Annotated in this window: 11 protein-coding genes and 1 riboswitch; of the genes, 3 read left to right on the top strand and 8 right to left on the bottom strand. The window is 60.6% G+C overall.

What is annotated here, in order from left to right; genetic code table 11:
- Positions 1–7: 7 nt before the first annotated feature.
- Entirely contained in the window at positions 8–5,863 is a 5,856-nt protein-coding gene (mnxG, locus tag ACRESH_RS13930) for a manganese-oxidizing multicopper oxidase MnxG (protein WP_431742543.1), read from the bottom strand.
- 174 nt (positions 5,864–6,037) lie between these two features.
- The gene (locus ACRESH_RS13935; RefSeq protein ID WP_431742544.1) at positions 6,038–6,643 is read right to left on the bottom strand and encodes a lytic transglycosylase domain-containing protein; all 606 of its coding nucleotides are present in this window, start codon (positions 6,641–6,643) and stop codon (positions 6,038–6,040) included.
- 177 nt (positions 6,644–6,820) lie between these two features.
- Between ACRESH_RS13935 and gspG the strand changes: the two genes are divergently transcribed.
- From gspG to ACRESH_RS13950, 3 genes are all read left to right on the top strand, one after another.
- Entirely contained in the window at positions 6,821–7,243 is a 423-nt protein-coding gene (gene gspG / locus ACRESH_RS13940; RefSeq protein WP_431742545.1) for a type II secretion system major pseudopilin GspG, read from the top strand.
- 15 nt (positions 7,244–7,258) lie between these two features.
- Positions 7,259–8,446, top strand: coding sequence for a type II secretion system F family protein (locus ACRESH_RS13945; protein WP_431742546.1), 1,188 nt, complete (start codon positions 7,259–7,261; stop codon positions 8,444–8,446).
- 38 nt (positions 8,447–8,484) lie between these two features.
- Positions 8,485–8,599, top strand: a riboswitch (TPP riboswitch).
- 453 nt (positions 8,600–9,052) lie between these two features.
- On the top strand, positions 9,053–9,490 hold the full coding sequence (locus tag ACRESH_RS13950) for a hypothetical protein (RefSeq protein ID WP_431742547.1): 438 nt from the start codon (positions 9,053–9,055) through the stop codon (positions 9,488–9,490).
- Between the two features lie 204 nt (positions 9,491–9,694).
- Here ACRESH_RS13950 and catC read toward each other — a convergent pair whose 3' ends face one another.
- From catC to ACRESH_RS13980, 6 genes are all read right to left on the bottom strand, one after another.
- Entirely contained in the window at positions 9,695–9,985 is a 291-nt protein-coding gene (catC, locus tag ACRESH_RS13955) for a muconolactone Delta-isomerase (protein ID WP_431742548.1), read from the bottom strand.
- A 10-nt stretch (positions 9,986–9,995) separates the two neighbouring features.
- Positions 9,996–11,144, bottom strand: a complete 1,149-nt coding sequence (locus ACRESH_RS13960; protein WP_431742549.1) for a muconate cycloisomerase family protein — start codon at positions 11,142–11,144, stop codon at positions 9,996–9,998.
- A 59-nt stretch (positions 11,145–11,203) separates the two neighbouring features.
- Entirely contained in the window at positions 11,204–12,040 is an 837-nt protein-coding gene (locus tag ACRESH_RS13965; RefSeq protein WP_431742581.1) for a SphA family protein, read from the bottom strand.
- A gap of 161 nt (positions 12,041–12,201) precedes the next feature.
- Complete coding sequence (locus tag ACRESH_RS13970) at positions 12,202–13,263, bottom strand: NADH:ubiquinone reductase (Na(+)-transporting) subunit F (RefSeq protein WP_431742550.1); 1,062 nt, start codon at positions 13,261–13,263, stop codon at positions 12,202–12,204.
- Positions 13,264–13,273: 10 nt separating this feature from the next.
- A complete protein-coding gene (locus ACRESH_RS13975; RefSeq protein ID WP_431742551.1) occupies positions 13,274–13,633 on the bottom strand; it encodes a phenol hydroxylase subunit P4 in 360 nt (119 codons plus the stop codon).
- A 74-nt stretch (positions 13,634–13,707) separates the two neighbouring features.
- Positions 13,708–15,267, bottom strand: a complete 1,560-nt coding sequence (locus ACRESH_RS13980) for an aromatic/alkene/methane monooxygenase hydroxylase/oxygenase subunit alpha (RefSeq protein ID WP_431742552.1) — start codon at positions 15,265–15,267, stop codon at positions 13,708–13,710.
- Positions 15,268–15,304: the final 37 nt, after the last annotated feature.

The following is a 15,304-nucleotide window of genomic DNA, read 5'->3' on the forward strand; positions in this document are numbered from 1 at the left end:
TTTTCCCTTACTGCGCTGGCGGTGTAGACGGTGGTGCTTCTTCTGTTACCCGCAGGATCCCCCACAGTCCCGAAGCATTGCCGAAGGCGGCATAGTCGCGGAACAGATAGTCACCCGGTACCGCGTTGCTACCCCCGGCACTGGGCACCATGAAGCTGAAGTGCGCAGCCGGTAGCACGCTTTCCTGGGCGCCGATGAACATGGCCTGCGGGTTGAAGCCAAAGCGCACCGAACCGATACCTGGCAAACTCAAGGGGAAGCCGTTGATGTCGGACTTCTCGGCCTGGTAGTTATGCAGTGGCCACAGGTGGCCATCGAGCTGATAGGTAACGCCACGGCTGCCACCGGTAGGCATCAGCACATGGTTACGCAACGCTTGACCAGGCTTGGCCCACAGCACCGGGGTTTGCGGGTCGCCGCCGACCAGGGCGTTGCTGTAGGCCATATGGGCGTTAGGGACATCCGCCCAGCCATTGCCATCGGCATGCCCGAACGGCGCATCCGGGGCCAGGCCGAAGCGGAACCACAGCGGCTCGGTCTTGTAGTTGATGGCCATGTTCGAGTTGTCTTTCGGATCACCCGGTACACCGTTGCCTTCAGTGCCCATGCCTTCCACCGGCCGGCCATCCGCCCAGCGCATGTTCAGCGCCCGCTGCCAGAGCGTGGCAAAGTCGCGGTAGGCTGGCTGCCCCGGTACTTGCACCGTGGCCGAGGCACGGCTGGCACTGTCCTCGGTCCAGGTGGCGGTCTGCGGCAGGATGCTCATGCCACCGATCAGGCCCTTCTGGCCCTGCTTGATGACATCGGCCGGGGTGATGTTGAGCCCACCGAACTCGATGGCTGTGGCGTTGATGTTGTCCACCGAGCGCCCCATCTGCATCACCGGCTTGCCTTCACGCTCCAGGTGCCCGGCGTAGTACTGGTACACCTTGTGCGGATAGGCGCCGCTGCTGCCGTTGCGAGGCGGTACGGTCTGCACCGGGTTCTGGCCGACGTTGACGCCGTCCGACTTGGTGATGTCATAGGACAGCAGTTGCGTATGCAGGCCAACATGGCTGGACGGACGCATCAGGTTGTTGTTGAAGGCGGTGGAGCCTTCGCTGCCCTGACGGTCACGCTTGACCACGTTCTGCATCACCGCAGTGCTCGGCAGGTCCGGCATCACCAGCGGCAGGCGGTTTTCCAGGGTGACCTTCAGGCACTCACCGGCAGCGGCACGCAGTACCAGCGGCTCGATCGGTACACCGGGCTTGAGTTTGCCGGTGGCAGGGTCGAGGTCGGCCTTGCGCACGTAGAGGATCGCGGTCGGGTCATGCAGCGGCCCGCTGTGGCCGCCGATGGTGAAGGTCGCACCATCTTCGGGGTCGGTCACCGTTACTTGCGGGATGCTGGTGCGCCGGCTGTTGTAGACCAGGGTACCGCCATTGGCCTTCAACGGGCCGCCCACGTGCTGGCCGACGCCGCTCGGGTCGTTGATGCTCACCCCCAACGGATTGCCGAGGATATCGTTGGCCAGGGCCGCCACCACTTCGTAACTGCGCTGCACGGTCGGCCGGGTGCCAATACCGTTGGGGTTGGCGGTAAAGCGCGGACAGATGCCGTCAAACGCCACGGTGTTGCGCGCCGCCATGGGCAATGGGTTGTTCGGCAGCGGGAACAGGTCTGGACGGCTGGCGGTGTAGTTGCGCATTACCCCCCAGATACCGTTCCAGTAGCCTTCGTGAGCGGCGTCGAGCGAGTACAGGTAGTCGCCGTTGGGCGCCGCCGAGCTGGAGATCATCGACACCGGCGCCATGAAGCCCAGTTGTTCGGAGATGCCCACCATCTGCGAGGACCTCCACCCCGAGTTGGAACTGTTGCCGAAACCCGAGCTGTTCTGCAGCCACTTGACGCCATGCAGGGTTACGTTGTGTTCCTCTTCATAGCCGCCAGCGTGCATGCGCAGGCGCACGTTGTCACCCGAGTAGGTGCGCAGCATTGGCGTGAACGGATCACCCGGTTCGGCGCCCGCCTTGTTGATGTGCGGCGGGAACAGCGTCGTGCCACCGGTGGGGCCGACGGCCGAGGTGATGGCCGCTGGCGACAGGTTCATCGCCGGGATGGCACGGTCGGTACGGCTCTGCATGGCGAATGCCAAGTCACCGCCCAGGCCATCGGCCTGCATGCCGCGCTTGCCGTCCGGGGCCACCTTATTGGGGTCGTAGACCCGCAGGGCCAGCGGCTCGTTACGGTAGTTGACGACGAACATGCCAGGGTCATCCACCGAGATGGCTTGTGGGCAAGGCCGCGACGGGCAGCCTGGGGACAGGCCGCCACGGGACTCGACCACTGCTTCGAGCAGGTTCGACGCCGCCTGCCGCACAGGCGGGTTGATCGCGAAGCGAAAGCTGTCGGCGGTTGCCGGGAACGCCTGGGCATCAGGAATACCGTCAGGACCCGCACCGACATACACCCCAGCCTCGTAGGCGTGCTGGAAGTCGCTGTACTCCAGGAAGAATTCACGGTAGCTGTCGTTGCGACCGTCGCCGTCATGGTCGCCAGTCTTGACCACGGCCTGCCATGAGGTCGGCCCGCCGTCTTCACGCAGCGCGGTGTTGTATAGCTGCTCGCCGGTTTCGGCGTGGTACCAGGTCGACCCGGCTGGCTCGGCCAGTACGGTGGCGTACAGGCCCAATTGCTGGTGGGTCGATGGGCCGAGGTGGTCGTGGGTGAAAATGGTGCCCAAGCCACGGTCGACGTTGTGCACGTTGACCACTGGATCGGCGAACCAGCGCTGCATGGCCGTGCGTGCACCCATCCAGTCGGCGCGACCGTAGCGGCCGAAGAACGGATGCGCCTTGGCGACCGGACACTCGGCACTGCCTTCGCGCGGATCGCTGCTGGTGCATTGGTTGAACTGGCGAATGGCATGGATGCGCTCGACCACGGTGCTGGGCGAGAGAATGCCGTCTTCGTAGTTCCAGCCGTTAGCCGAACCATCGGCTGCGGTCAGGTCCCATTTTGGCAGGTGGATATGCTGGCCGATCACGTCGGTCGGGGTGCGCACCTGGTAGTCATCCATCTCGTAGTAGTTCGGAATCAGGTTGGTGTGCTGGTACATCACGCAATCGAAGGTGTTCATGCGCATCACCAGCGGCTCCGGTGGGCGCTGCTTGTTGATCACCGACCAGGCGTCCTCCCAGAGGGAGATAATGCGTGCCTGCGGGAAGTGGTAGCCGACCTTGTTGTAGACCGCGTCGTACTGGATGTAGGCGCCCTTGTAGATCCGTGGGCGGTCGGCGGTAAAGGTCGAAGAACCGGTGAAGCTCATGCCATCCAGGCGCTCGCCGCTGGCAAACTCACCGGCGCCGGCGGCCAGGGTCAGGCGCTTGGCGCGGTCGTCCATGCACGGCTCGAAGAACGGCGCACCGGCGGTTGGCGCCGCCCCATTGGTGCGGAAGCTGCGTGCCACCGTCTGGCTGTCTGGCAGCACCGCGTAGCTTGGATGTTCAAGCTTGGAATGGAAGCTCATGGCCGCCTGCTCGACCTCGGTGCCTTCTTCCGGCAGGAACACCGCCTTGGCTTTGGTGATCTTCTTGGTGAAATCCAGTGCGGTGGTGGTCACATCCGCCTCGCCACCGGCTGCCAGGCCATCAAGGGTATGACGTGGCAAGCCGCCGTCCCAGCCGCCAACCTGGGCCGGGTCGAGGTTGGCCCACAGGGCCTCGCCGGTGTTTTTCAGCTGTTGTGCTTTGGCCGGGTCGAGCATATCCAGCGGTGGAGTCGGAGGACGTTGGCCAACGGTGCTTTCCATGCCGCCAATCCAGAAGGGGTAGCCAGGGTTTTTCAGGCTGCCATCGGCGTTGCGGTTGGCTGCACTGCGATCGACCAGGACCAGCGAGCCGACGGCCCGCGGTGCGCCATCATGATGGCCGGAATCGTCATCACCCTCGTCGTTTTCGGCGACCAGGGTTTCAGCCAGTTTCGGAATCACCGCCACTTTGCCGGGCATCGGCGCCATGGCCTTGCCTGGCAGCGGGACGATGGCGGGAATCGGGGTACCGGCGATGATTTCTCCGTCCGGCAAGGCGCGCGCGCCAGCGGCCGGCTTGCCGCTACGCAGGGCATACGGCTCGGTGTGATAACCGTCCGGACCTTGGGCGGAAACTTCAAGACGGGTGCCCTCCTCGAACACGTCATGCACCCGCCACATGCTCCACATACCCTGGGCAAAGTGCGGGTAGAAGTGGCAGTGATAGATCGCATCGCCCGCTACACGGTTGCGGTTGCCCGAGCCGCCGTTGGCGATTTCATAGGTATAGCCGACACCTGGGCCAATGCCCTGGGCATCGGTATAGTCGGAGTTGTCGTCATTGGGGTTGAACAGCCACTGGTGCCCGTGCAGGTGGAAGATGTGCTGCTCGTGGCCGTTGTGGGTGTTGCGGAATTTGACGAAGTCACCAATGTAGCTGTGGTTGACGTTGGCCGGTTCAGCCGGGAACAGCGCCATGGTGGCCTTGACCCCGACCTTGTCGGCGTTCGGTGTCTGCCCTGGGCGAATGTTCTCGAGGCCAACGTTGGCCGGCACGTCCACCAGCATGGCGACGTCACCGACCGTGTGCGAGCTGAGGAAGAACTCTTCGTAAGCGCACGACAGGCAGTCATGCATCGGCCCCACCCCCAGGCGGTTGGCCACCACTTCAGCGCCCATGCCGCCTGAGCCGTAGTTGATCATGAACGAATCGCGGGTCGGTTCCAGGACATGGCCCATGACCGGGTCAGCCCAATAACCGGGGAACGCCTGGGTGACGGCGGCCTCGTCGGTGAACTGCGCGGCAAAGTCACGGAACGGTTCCAGGCGATTGGGTACCGCCGGGTTACGCTTGCCGATGCTTTCCAGCGGGTAGGTCGAGGGCGGGAAGCTGCCATCGGCATTGGGGCCCATGACCACGGCGTCGGTTTCACTGGAGATGATCTCGTTGCCATCAACCATGGCGATGATCGGCGAGCCGGCCTTGCCTTCACGGATCCAGGGTTCGCGCTGTGGATAGCGGGCCTGGTAATCGACGATTGGCTGGCCGGTAGGTGCACGGCCGGTGGTGGCCAGGCGCATTTCTTCTTCGGTCAGGGTGTTGCGGTAGGTCCGCGCATTTTTCGGCAGCACCACCACCTGGCCGAACAGGCCGTTGGCAACGTTACCGGCAGCGCCCTCACCACCAAAGGTGGCGCCTTGGCTGGTGGCGGCGAAAGCGCCTTCGCGCTCAGCGTACAGGGTGTAGGTGCGGCTGGCACCTGGGGCAATCAGGAAGTTGCCGTTGCGCCCGGTGTTGGCGGCAATGTCGGCGATGCTGTTGACCGCCTGCATGCCATTGACCTGAAAGCCGACATGGCGATCGCTGACCTGCTCATCGGCGACGAAACCGTGCTCGGTGCCGCCTTGATTTTCATTGCCTTCGGCTGCTTCGTTCCCTTCGCCTTCGACTTCGCTCTCTTCCTCGTGATCGAAGCCGTGCTTGTTCGGATTAGCCTGATAGGCCAACAGGTTCTGCAGGTTCACGGTCAGGCAGTCACCGGCCGCCACCCGCAGCACGATCGGCCGCGGCCGTTTGTCCGGGCGCAGCGTGACCTTGCCCGGCACTGCCGCGCCACCATTTTCCAGCGACACCTGGTGCTCGTCAACCACATCGCGGCGCAGGGCGAACATCATGCCGTTGGCATTCTGCGCGCCGAGGCGGTTGAACATCAGTGGCTGGTCGAGCGCCACCACGTTGGCCACCAGATTGCGCTCGCAGCGCACGGCGGCTTCGCTGACTGTTTGCCAGGCAAACGTGGCGGCAGCAATCAGCAGTGAAGTCAGGACGGAGCCTTTGATCGGAGTCATCATGGCGTGCCTCTGGTGGTGCAAGTGAACTCTGGAAGGGCTCGAGCAAGCCTCATGCCATTGTTTTTTATTGTTGTTTTACAGTCACTTAAACTATTTAGTGAATCTCAATTGGGGGCTATCCCCCGGTATTCCCCACTATTCGGGGGGGCCCGCTCCCACCGGTTCCCCGCGCCTTCACAACGGCGCATCCATCGCCAGCCCCTGCAACCGCCGATACTGGCGCAACACTTTCGGGACATAACGCTGGGTCTCGGCATAGGGCGGCACTACCCGGCCCCGGCGCATCACTGCATTGGGGCCGGCGTTGTAGGCCGCCACCGCCAGGGTGATGTCATTGTCGAACAGCTTGAGCATGCGTTTGAGGTAGCGCGCTCCGCCCTGAACATTGGAGGCCGGGTCCAGGACATTCTTGACCCCAAGCTCACGGGCGGTAGCAGGCATCAACTGCATCAACCCGGAAGCGCCACTGGGCGAGCGGGCATTGGGGTCGTAGCGCGATTCGGCGTGGATCACCGCATGCAGCAGCGCTGCAGGCAGGTCGTTAGCCTTGGCCGCCGCCGCCACCAGCTCGGCATAGGGCATGCCCGTGATCAGCTGCGCCTGGCTGCTATTGGCCAGGCTCGCCCCCAGTTCGCTGATGACCCGTTTATAGATGCGGCCAGGCCGGTGGACGTTGGACAGCAGGTAACTGCCGTCGGCCTTGATGGAGATGTACACATCGGCCTGGACCGGGGGGGTCCAGGTCAGCCAGACAAAGAGTCCTGCAGTGAGCCAGTGCATCGTGCCGCCCTCCCCGTTGCGTTCCCCGAAAAGTGGGGCATATGCCCCGATTGCCGAGGCTTTTAGCTACTGACGCAAGCACTGTGCCGCCTTGCCAGGCCGGTACCGCAAAGGCTCGGCGCAGACGCGCACGGCAATTGCATAAGACCTTGCAAGCGCACAATGGAGGGCCTTGGCATGAACAATAAAAAACGCTCACAGCAGGGGTTCACCCTGCTCGAACTGCTGGTGGTGTTGGTGGTACTGGGTCTGCTCGCCGGCATCGTCGCACCCAAGTACTTCAGCCAGTTGGGACGCTCGGAGGCCAAGGTGGCGCGGGCGCAGATCGAAGGCTTGAGCAAGGCCCTGGACCTGTACCGCCTGGAGGTGGGGCATTACCCCAATTCCGAGCAAGGGCTGCAGGCGCTGGTCACGGCGCCCAGCGACGAGACGCGCTGGTCTGGCCCCTACCTGCAGAAAAAAGTCCCCCAGGACCCTTGGGGGCGTAATTACATCTACCGCCAGCCTGGCGAAAACGGCGAGTACGACCTGCTCTCCATGGGCAAGGACGGCCAGCCTGGCGGCGAAGGCGAGAACGCCGAGGTCACCAGCTGGCAATAAGCGGAGGATCTACACATGCGCTACGAGCTCAAGGCCTTGGGGAAATCCGGTGTGGTCCTGCTGACGCTGGACGCCCAGGACGCCGGACAAGCCCGCCAGCAGGCCGAACAACAAGGCTTGCGGGTGGTCAGCGTGCGCAACTGTGAGCGCTTCGCCACGTTGCGCTGGCGCCGCAGCGAAACCTTCAACCTGGTGCTGTTCAGCCAGGAGCTGACCACCCTGCTCAATGCCGGCCTGCCGCTGATCGACGCGCTGCAAAGCCTGGCGGAGAAAGAGTCGGCGCCCCAGGCACGCAAGACCCTAGGCGAGTTGGTGCGCCTGCTCTATGAAGGCAAATCCTTCTCGCAGGCCTTGGGGCAGTTGCCCAGCGTGTTTCCGCCGCTGTACATCGCCCTGGTGCAATCAAGCGAGAAGACTGGCGCCCTGGGTGATGCCCTGGGACGCTACGTCGCCTACCGCCAGCGCATGGACGAAGTGCGGCAGAAGATCGTCAGCGCTTCGATCTATCCCTTGCTGCTGTTGTTGGTCGGCGCTGGCGTGGTGCTGTTTTTGCTGGGCTATGTGGTGCCGCGCTTCAGCCTGGTGTTCGAAGGCCTGGGTACTGAACTGCCCTGGCTGTCACGTTGGCTGATGCAGGCCGGGATGTTCCTGCATGCCCACCAGGCACCGCTGGGCCTGGGGTTTCTCGGGCTGATGGCCAGCCTGTTCGTGCTGCGCCGCGAGCCGCGGGTGCGGCGCTGGCTGAACAGCCAGTTGGAACGTCTGCCTGCCCTGCACCGGCGCCTGGTGATGTATGAACTGGCGCGTTTCTACCGTTCCCTGGGGATCCTGCTGCAAGGTGGCATTCCGATTCTCACCGCCATGGAGATGGCCCGCGGCCTGCTCGGCGTCGCTGCCAGGCAGCGCCTGGAACAGGCCTGTGAGCGGGTCCGTGAAGGCCTGTCATTGTCCGCGGCGCTGGAGGCTGGGCAACTGGTGACGCCAGTCTCCCTGCGCTTGCTGCGGGCCGGCGAGCAGTCGGGCAATCTCGGGCAGATGATGGAGCGCAGCGCCGACTTCTACGACCAAGAAATCAGCCGCTGGATCGAGTGGTTCGTGCGTCTGTTCGAACCCTTGCTGATGACCTTCATCGGCCTGTTGATCGGCCTGATCGTGATCCTGATGTACATGCCGATCTTTGAGTTGGCCTCCAGCATTCACTAGCGGCCAACGTGACAATCCTGCCGGCTTGCTGTATAGATTCGGCCACCAAGGGGAGCCCGGCAACGGGCTGAGAAACCGCTGACAGCTGCAGCGCGGTGACCCTTCGAACCTGATCCGGATCATGCCGGCGAAGGGATGGGGATTGCCAACCTGCCTTTTTGCCGGTCTCACTGCGAGGCCGCCCATGCCAGATTTACCCGGTCTCGCTGTCGCCATCTTTGATGGACAGCACAATGATCCGGTACTTGGAAAGCGTTAGATTTCCGCAATACTGGAAACAGAGACTTAGAAGTCCAGGTGCTTCAAGGTCGGCCTAATGACCTTCGTCCATTCGAGCAAACAAAGGGATTAGGCGTCTGGTCAGTGCAGAGGGCGGCAGATGGAACTTGTGTGGGCGACTGAGGGTTTAGTGATCGCTGGTCAACCCTATCCGAAGTTTCCCATTTTGCTTTGGGACTCGATGGAAAGTGCGTCCCGGCCAATCAGTTCTTTCGTCACTATCTGCTTCGTGGGGTCATTGGCTCTAAGCGATCCTGGCCCAGCACCGGACGTGCTCTGTATGACTTCTTCAGCTTCCTCCAAGCCCACGAGTTGGATTGGCGCGACGTGGATCGTGGCGAGGCCAAGAGCCTTGTGGCGGCCTATCGGGACTACTGCCTGATAACGTGCAGACTGGTACCCCAAACCACTCGCCAGCGCCTGCATTATATCTGCAAGTTCTACGAATTCGCGCTGAAGGAAGGGTGGGTGAAGCGCCTACCTTTTGCCTATGAAGAACGCACGTTGAGGCGAGAAACAGGCTTCCTTGCGCATGTTGATGCCAGTGGCGGCAAGGTCCTGGGAAACGATGTGATGCCGCGTAGCCACAAGGGCCTGCCCAAGTTCCTGAACATGGCGGAAATCAAGGCGCTCCTGGCCGCTGCGGAGAACCCCCATCACCGGATGATGATGCGTCTGGCGCTACATACGGGTCTGCGCCGCGAGGAAATTGCCACGTTCCCGCTGGCCTATGTCGTCGATCCGGACAAGGCGGGACGAACCTAAATTGGGAGACCTCGACCTATGCCTGCGTAAGAGCTCGCACGCGTTGTACTCTGCACAAATCCTCAAAGCGCGTGTTCCCGGTGCGGTAATACCGCCAAGATCTGCTGAGGATCCGCAGTTGTATGCGCGCTATTGACACAGGTACACACCTGCCTGCTTTGCCTCTGGGCAGGAATACAGGGGTCTTCTCGCTACTGTTTCGTTCTATCGATCATCTTCCCGAATGGAGGACGGATGTCGGCACAGCGGCTCGACCTCAATCGCCATGTACGGGAATAACGGGAGTTGCACGAGCAAATCGTGCAATTCCTGAACACTATCGACATCGAAAATGCTGTAGTTGGCGTAACGTCCGGCAATACGCCATAAGTGACGCCACGTTCCTTGCGTTTGTAGCTGCAAGGCCAGTTCTTTCTCGTCAGCTTTGAGTTTGGCAGCCTTTTCAGGGGCCATGTCGACAGGTAAATTCACGGTCATTTTCACATGGAAAAGCATATCGCCCTCCTCAGGCTTGTTGAATAGAAGTGGATGTCTTGTCGCGACGGAAAAACGCGAGACGGTCCTCATCCAGCCCCACACCCAGCCCAGGTGATTTTGGTACGCACAGTTCGAAGTCACGGTAAACCAGCGGCTCGCTCAGAACGTCTTCCGTCAGTAGCAACGGACCAAACAATTCAGTGCCCCACGCTAATTTGTTCAGGGTGATAAAGGCGTGAGCCGAAGCCAGCGTGCCAATGCCACCTTCGAGCATGGTGCCGCCGTACAACGCGATACCTGCGGACTCAGCTATCGATGCTGTGCGCAGCACCGCGCGGGGTCCACCGTTTTTGGCGATTTTCAGGGCGAACACCGAAGCCGCGCCTTCACGGGCCAGGTTGAACGCATCTTCTACGGACTCGATGGACTCGTCGGCCATGATGGGGGCTGGGCTGATTGCATTCAGGCGAGCCATGCCAGCACGGTTGTTACGTGAAATCGGCTGCTCAATCAGGTCAATTCCGTTGTCACTTAATACCCGGCACGCGCGTAACGCAACGGCTTCATCCCACGCCTGATTGACATCGACCCGAACACTGGCGCGCTCGCCCAAGGCTTTTTTGATCGCTATGACATGGGCCAGGTCCTGATCGACCTCTCCAGCGCCAATTTTCAACTTGAAGAGTCGGTGCCGACGTAGCGCCAGCATGTGTTCCGCTTCTTCGATGTCTTTGCCGGTGTCGCCACTGGCCAAAGTCCAGGCGACTGGCAGGGTATCTCTCAGGCGGCCGCCTAGCAGCTCGCTGACGGCAAGCCCCAGCCGCTTTCCCTGTGCGTCAAGCAAGGCCGTTTCAATACCGGATTTGGCGAACGTGTTGCCTTTGATACTGCGCTCCAGGCGATGCATCGCAGCGTTGTAATTGGCACTGTCTTGCCCGATCAGCAACGGCGCAAAGTGCGCATCGATATTGGCTTTTATACTTTCCGGGCTCTCGTTGCCGTAAGCCAGTCCGCCAATGGTGGTGGACTCGCCAAGGCCTTCGATGCCATCGGCGCAACGTACACGAACGATCACGATGGTCTGGTTCTGCATGGTGTGCATCGCCAGTTTGTGAGGGCGAATGGTCGGCAGATCGACAATTATCGTTTCAATCGAGGTAATAGCAGCTGGATACATGTCGACACCTCAGAGGTTATAGACGGCTTGATTGGTAGCGTAGGGAGCGTGCCCATGCATTAGAACGGGATAGTCAACTTCATCCAGTAGGCATTACCTTCGGCACGGTTTCGCACCTGGTTTTCCTTTTCCCACTTGGCAGTCAGAAACCAACCCGTGTTACTGCTGTATTTCACCGAGGGGCCGATCGCGATGGATCTGCCTTTGTTATCTTCGATGCGGTCGCCGTTCTGTCGGTCGTCCGTGGTTTGGTAAAGTACATAGCCCCCTACCCCCACCACCCAACCGTTACCCAGGCCCCAGCCGACCGCGTAGTCGACATGCAGTTCCTGACCCGACAGGTAATCGGTCGAATCATTGCGCAGGTTAAAGTCATACATCGTCTTGGCATCTATGTTCAAACCGTTCGGGTCGATGTATGAGATTGCCAGGACCGGCTCGATCACCCAGTAATTGCGGCCGATATTGGCCAGATCGCCTCGATCATATTCACCCGTCGGGGCAATAAAATCCAAAGCCACGATGCTGTGCAGTTTCTCGCTGTGATGAAAGCCCAGTGCAGGCCCGAAGATCATATCGCCCAAACCCTGCTTGCTCTGCGATTGGCCATTGACCTCAACCTTGAGGTCTACCAGCGGAGCAATCGCATGGAACCCCAGGTTGCCGCCAAAAACAGTGTGCTCGGTGACCCAGATCAGCCGAGGCGAGACTGAATTGGCGCGTACCCGAAAATCCACCGGTACCTTGTCGCCACGGTTGTCGCGTAGCGAATCAGCTTCGTAGTGCCCAACATAAAACTGCGAATAAAACCCGGGTGGCGGCATAGCCCCCGACATGTAGTTTTCCGCGCCCATGGGGTAGGACGAACCGCCATTCTCCGTCGCTTGAGCTGTCATGCTGGCGACCGCCAGTAGGCTTAAACCGGCCTGGCACAGATAACGCACGCAACTTGCCTGTGATACTGCTCTCATCGTAATGACCTTTTGTTGTTTTTATAGTCGGCCGGCACCCGCTGACGGTTGATCAGCCAGCGGGGTGGCGTGTTTGAACAGCGAACTCAGATTCTTTTGAACAGCGCTGATTTGGTGGTCTCGGTGGCGCCATCGGCGGCGCTATAGAAGCGCTCCATGAAAATGTCACGTTCGAACAGACGTCCTTGCATCAAGCAGGTAATGGCGGAATCGATCATGATCGGCGGCCCGCACAGGTACGCCTTGCGGCTGCTGAAACGACCGTCGAAAAACTGCTTTGCCGCATCATGGACGTAGCCTTTGAACCCGCCCCACTGCGCGTCGTCTGCCGCCTGGCTCAATGCGGGTACGTAAGTGAAGTTGGCGTGTTGTTGCGCCAGCGTCTCGAACAGCGTGTGGTTGTAAAGTTCGGCACGGTTCCTCGCCCCCTGGAACAACACGATTTGCCGGGAGTCGCCGGACTCCAACAGATCCAGGATCATCGACTGAGGGCTCGACAAACCCGAGCCACCGGCGATGAAAATCAGGTCTCCACTTTGCGAGGTGCGGACGAAGAACTGTCCATAAGGACCCGACATCTCGACGGCGTCACCCACTTTCAATTGATCGTGAATCATGGGGGTGGCCAAGCCGCCATCGACCCGACGCACGTGCAGTTCGACCTCGTCGGCACGACTGGGAGGGTTGGCCAGCGAGAACGCTCGGGTGCCCTCGATTCCTGGAAGCTGCAGGTTGATGTACTGTCCGGCCTGAAAGGCCATCGGCCGATCAAGTTTGAGGTGCACACCCTTGATGGTCGGCGAGAGGTCGACCAACTGGGTGACCACGGCGTGATAGTCCTCGACAGGATGCCCCAGAAAGTCCGGGTCAGCGTCGATATCTGCCTCGATCACCATGTCGCTTTGTGGGATTGCGCAGCAGGCGAGCACCTTGCCCTCATCCCTTTCCATATCCATCAAGGCAAATGATGAAGCTGCACCCAGGTCTGCTTCGCCTTCGAGCACCTGGACCTTGCAGGTGGCACAGGTACCGTGACCACAGGCAAACGGCAACCAAACGCCTTGGCGCAGCGCCGCCTGAAGAATCGTCTGGCCCTCTTCCACCTCTATTTGCTCGCCGGTGGGTTCGATGGTTACTTGGTAGCTCATCACCGCATCCTCAGTTGAAAGTACCGGCAACGCCGTTCAGGCCCGGTGTGTTCAGGTGCAGCAGGCTTTTGTGGTCAATACCGTTGGCGATCAAGCTCGCTGCGTTGTCCGGCGTGAAGGGCTGGTCGTTGAGACGCCACCGGGCGCGGTCAAAATCGACATGCGGCGCATCGGGGTGCTGTGAAATCGCCGCTTTGACTACCTGTTCGATAAAATCCTCGAACAGCATGTGCGGCGGCAGTGGAAAGGTGAACGGCGCGCAGAACATCAGGTGCTTTTCCCAGCACAGGTAAACCAGTTGCAGGCCGTTGAAATTGTTCTGGCTATCCAGAGGTTGGGCCTCATAGGCGCCAATTGCGGTCACGGGCATGATGTTGTCCTTCTTGTTGTCGGGTAGAAGTTGAAGCGGACCGCGCAGCCCGCTTCAATGCAGCGCCTCAGGCTTCAGCCGGTCTTGAGCAGGTCCTGATCAGCGGGGGCTGCCGCTGGCGCGCTGTTGCGATCATTCGGGTGCCAGTCCTGCCAGCGCCGATGTTCGGTGGAGCCCAGGTACTCAAAGTTGTCTTCACCAGGGGTGATGTTGTAGTAGTCCCGCACAATCGACTCGACATCCGCACCGCCACAGTTGCCCTGCAGAATCTGATGCACGGGCAACCAGGCCTGAATGTATTTAGTCGGTTCGTACGTGAAGATGTCGCAGCAACCCTGGGAGCAGAAGTGATAGCGCTCTCCCTCGTGCTCGACAGAACGATGGCTCAGGGTGGTCCGCTCATCCACTTCGGTAAACGACAGCGGGATCTGGCAGATCTGGCACAGCATCGGCAGGGTCGGGTTGTAGAACCGCTCGCCCTTCTCTTGCAGCGCGCGCCAGTGTTCGAAGCGTGGGCGATAGATCTTGTCGAAGGTGTCGGGGTACTTGGCCAAGAGCCAATCCAGCTCTTCGTCGGTAGGCATCCAGGTATGGAAGTTGGTCGCCTGGCTGTACTGATAGAAGATCGACCACGCCTGGTGACTGATGTGATCCTTGCCGATGTTGGCGTCTTCAACATGCTTGGGCGGACGAATGCCGTAGCGCTCCAGATCCTTGAACAACGCGCCGCCGGCCTCTTCGAAGTACACGCCCCACGCCTCAGCCCAGGACATCACTTTGTTCGGCAGCATGTAGTCCATCATCATCCCGACCAGGGTCAGCAGCCGGTAGCCACGCCAGAACCATTTGTCGATCCAACGCTGGATGATCGGTACGTTGTCTTCGTGCTGCTCCAGCAGGAACTTGATCACCTCAAGGCCGAGGGTCATGTGCCGCGCTTCATCAGACTGCGCCGAGAAGCCAAAGGTGACGGTGGCCATGTCGCCGTTGAAGGCGGCGCCAGACATGAACGGCACGAACAGCAAGTTGGTCAGCACGTACTCGAACGAGAACGAAATCGCCGTGAGGAACTCGAACGGGCCTGCGGTGCGTGCGTCTTCGAAGAACGACTTGGGTACTGAAAGGAACCACACCCGGTCATGCATATGGGCGAAATCATGCAGGCCGTTGAAGTGCTTGTTGTAGTGACTCATGGCATGGATTTGGGTCTGCACATGCCGCAGTTCGTCAATGGCCTGCATCTGGCAGGCGATCCGTGCGCCAGCGCCACTGAACTGCCGGCCGACGCGGGCAAACCCTTGGTAAGCCTGGTACTCCAGCGGTGTCACGCCTGACAGGAACAGCTTCAGGGCGTTGACATAACGGGCGTCCGACAGCGTGGTATGGCCGTTGTTTTGCGAGAAAGCGTCAAAGATCGCGTAGAGCTTTTTCTCTTTCTCGGCCTGATATTTCCAATAGGTGTCCATGGTCAGGCGGAACGGGTCTTCCCACTTGTCCCAGTCGGTGATCTTGATGCCTTCGAAGCGTTCGTGCGGGTAAATGTCGTCATGGGACTGGTAGCTCGGCTCCCAGTCCAGGTCACGGGTCATGCAGCGGTATTTTTCTTTGGCATTAAGGCGTTTTTTCACGGCCATGATGACTCTCCAAAACTCTTGTTATTGATCAAGCGCT

The sequence above is a fragment of the Pseudomonas sp. genome (genome assembly GCF_050739775.1).
Taxonomy (GTDB): Bacteria; Pseudomonadota; Gammaproteobacteria; order Pseudomonadales; family Pseudomonadaceae; genus Aquipseudomonas.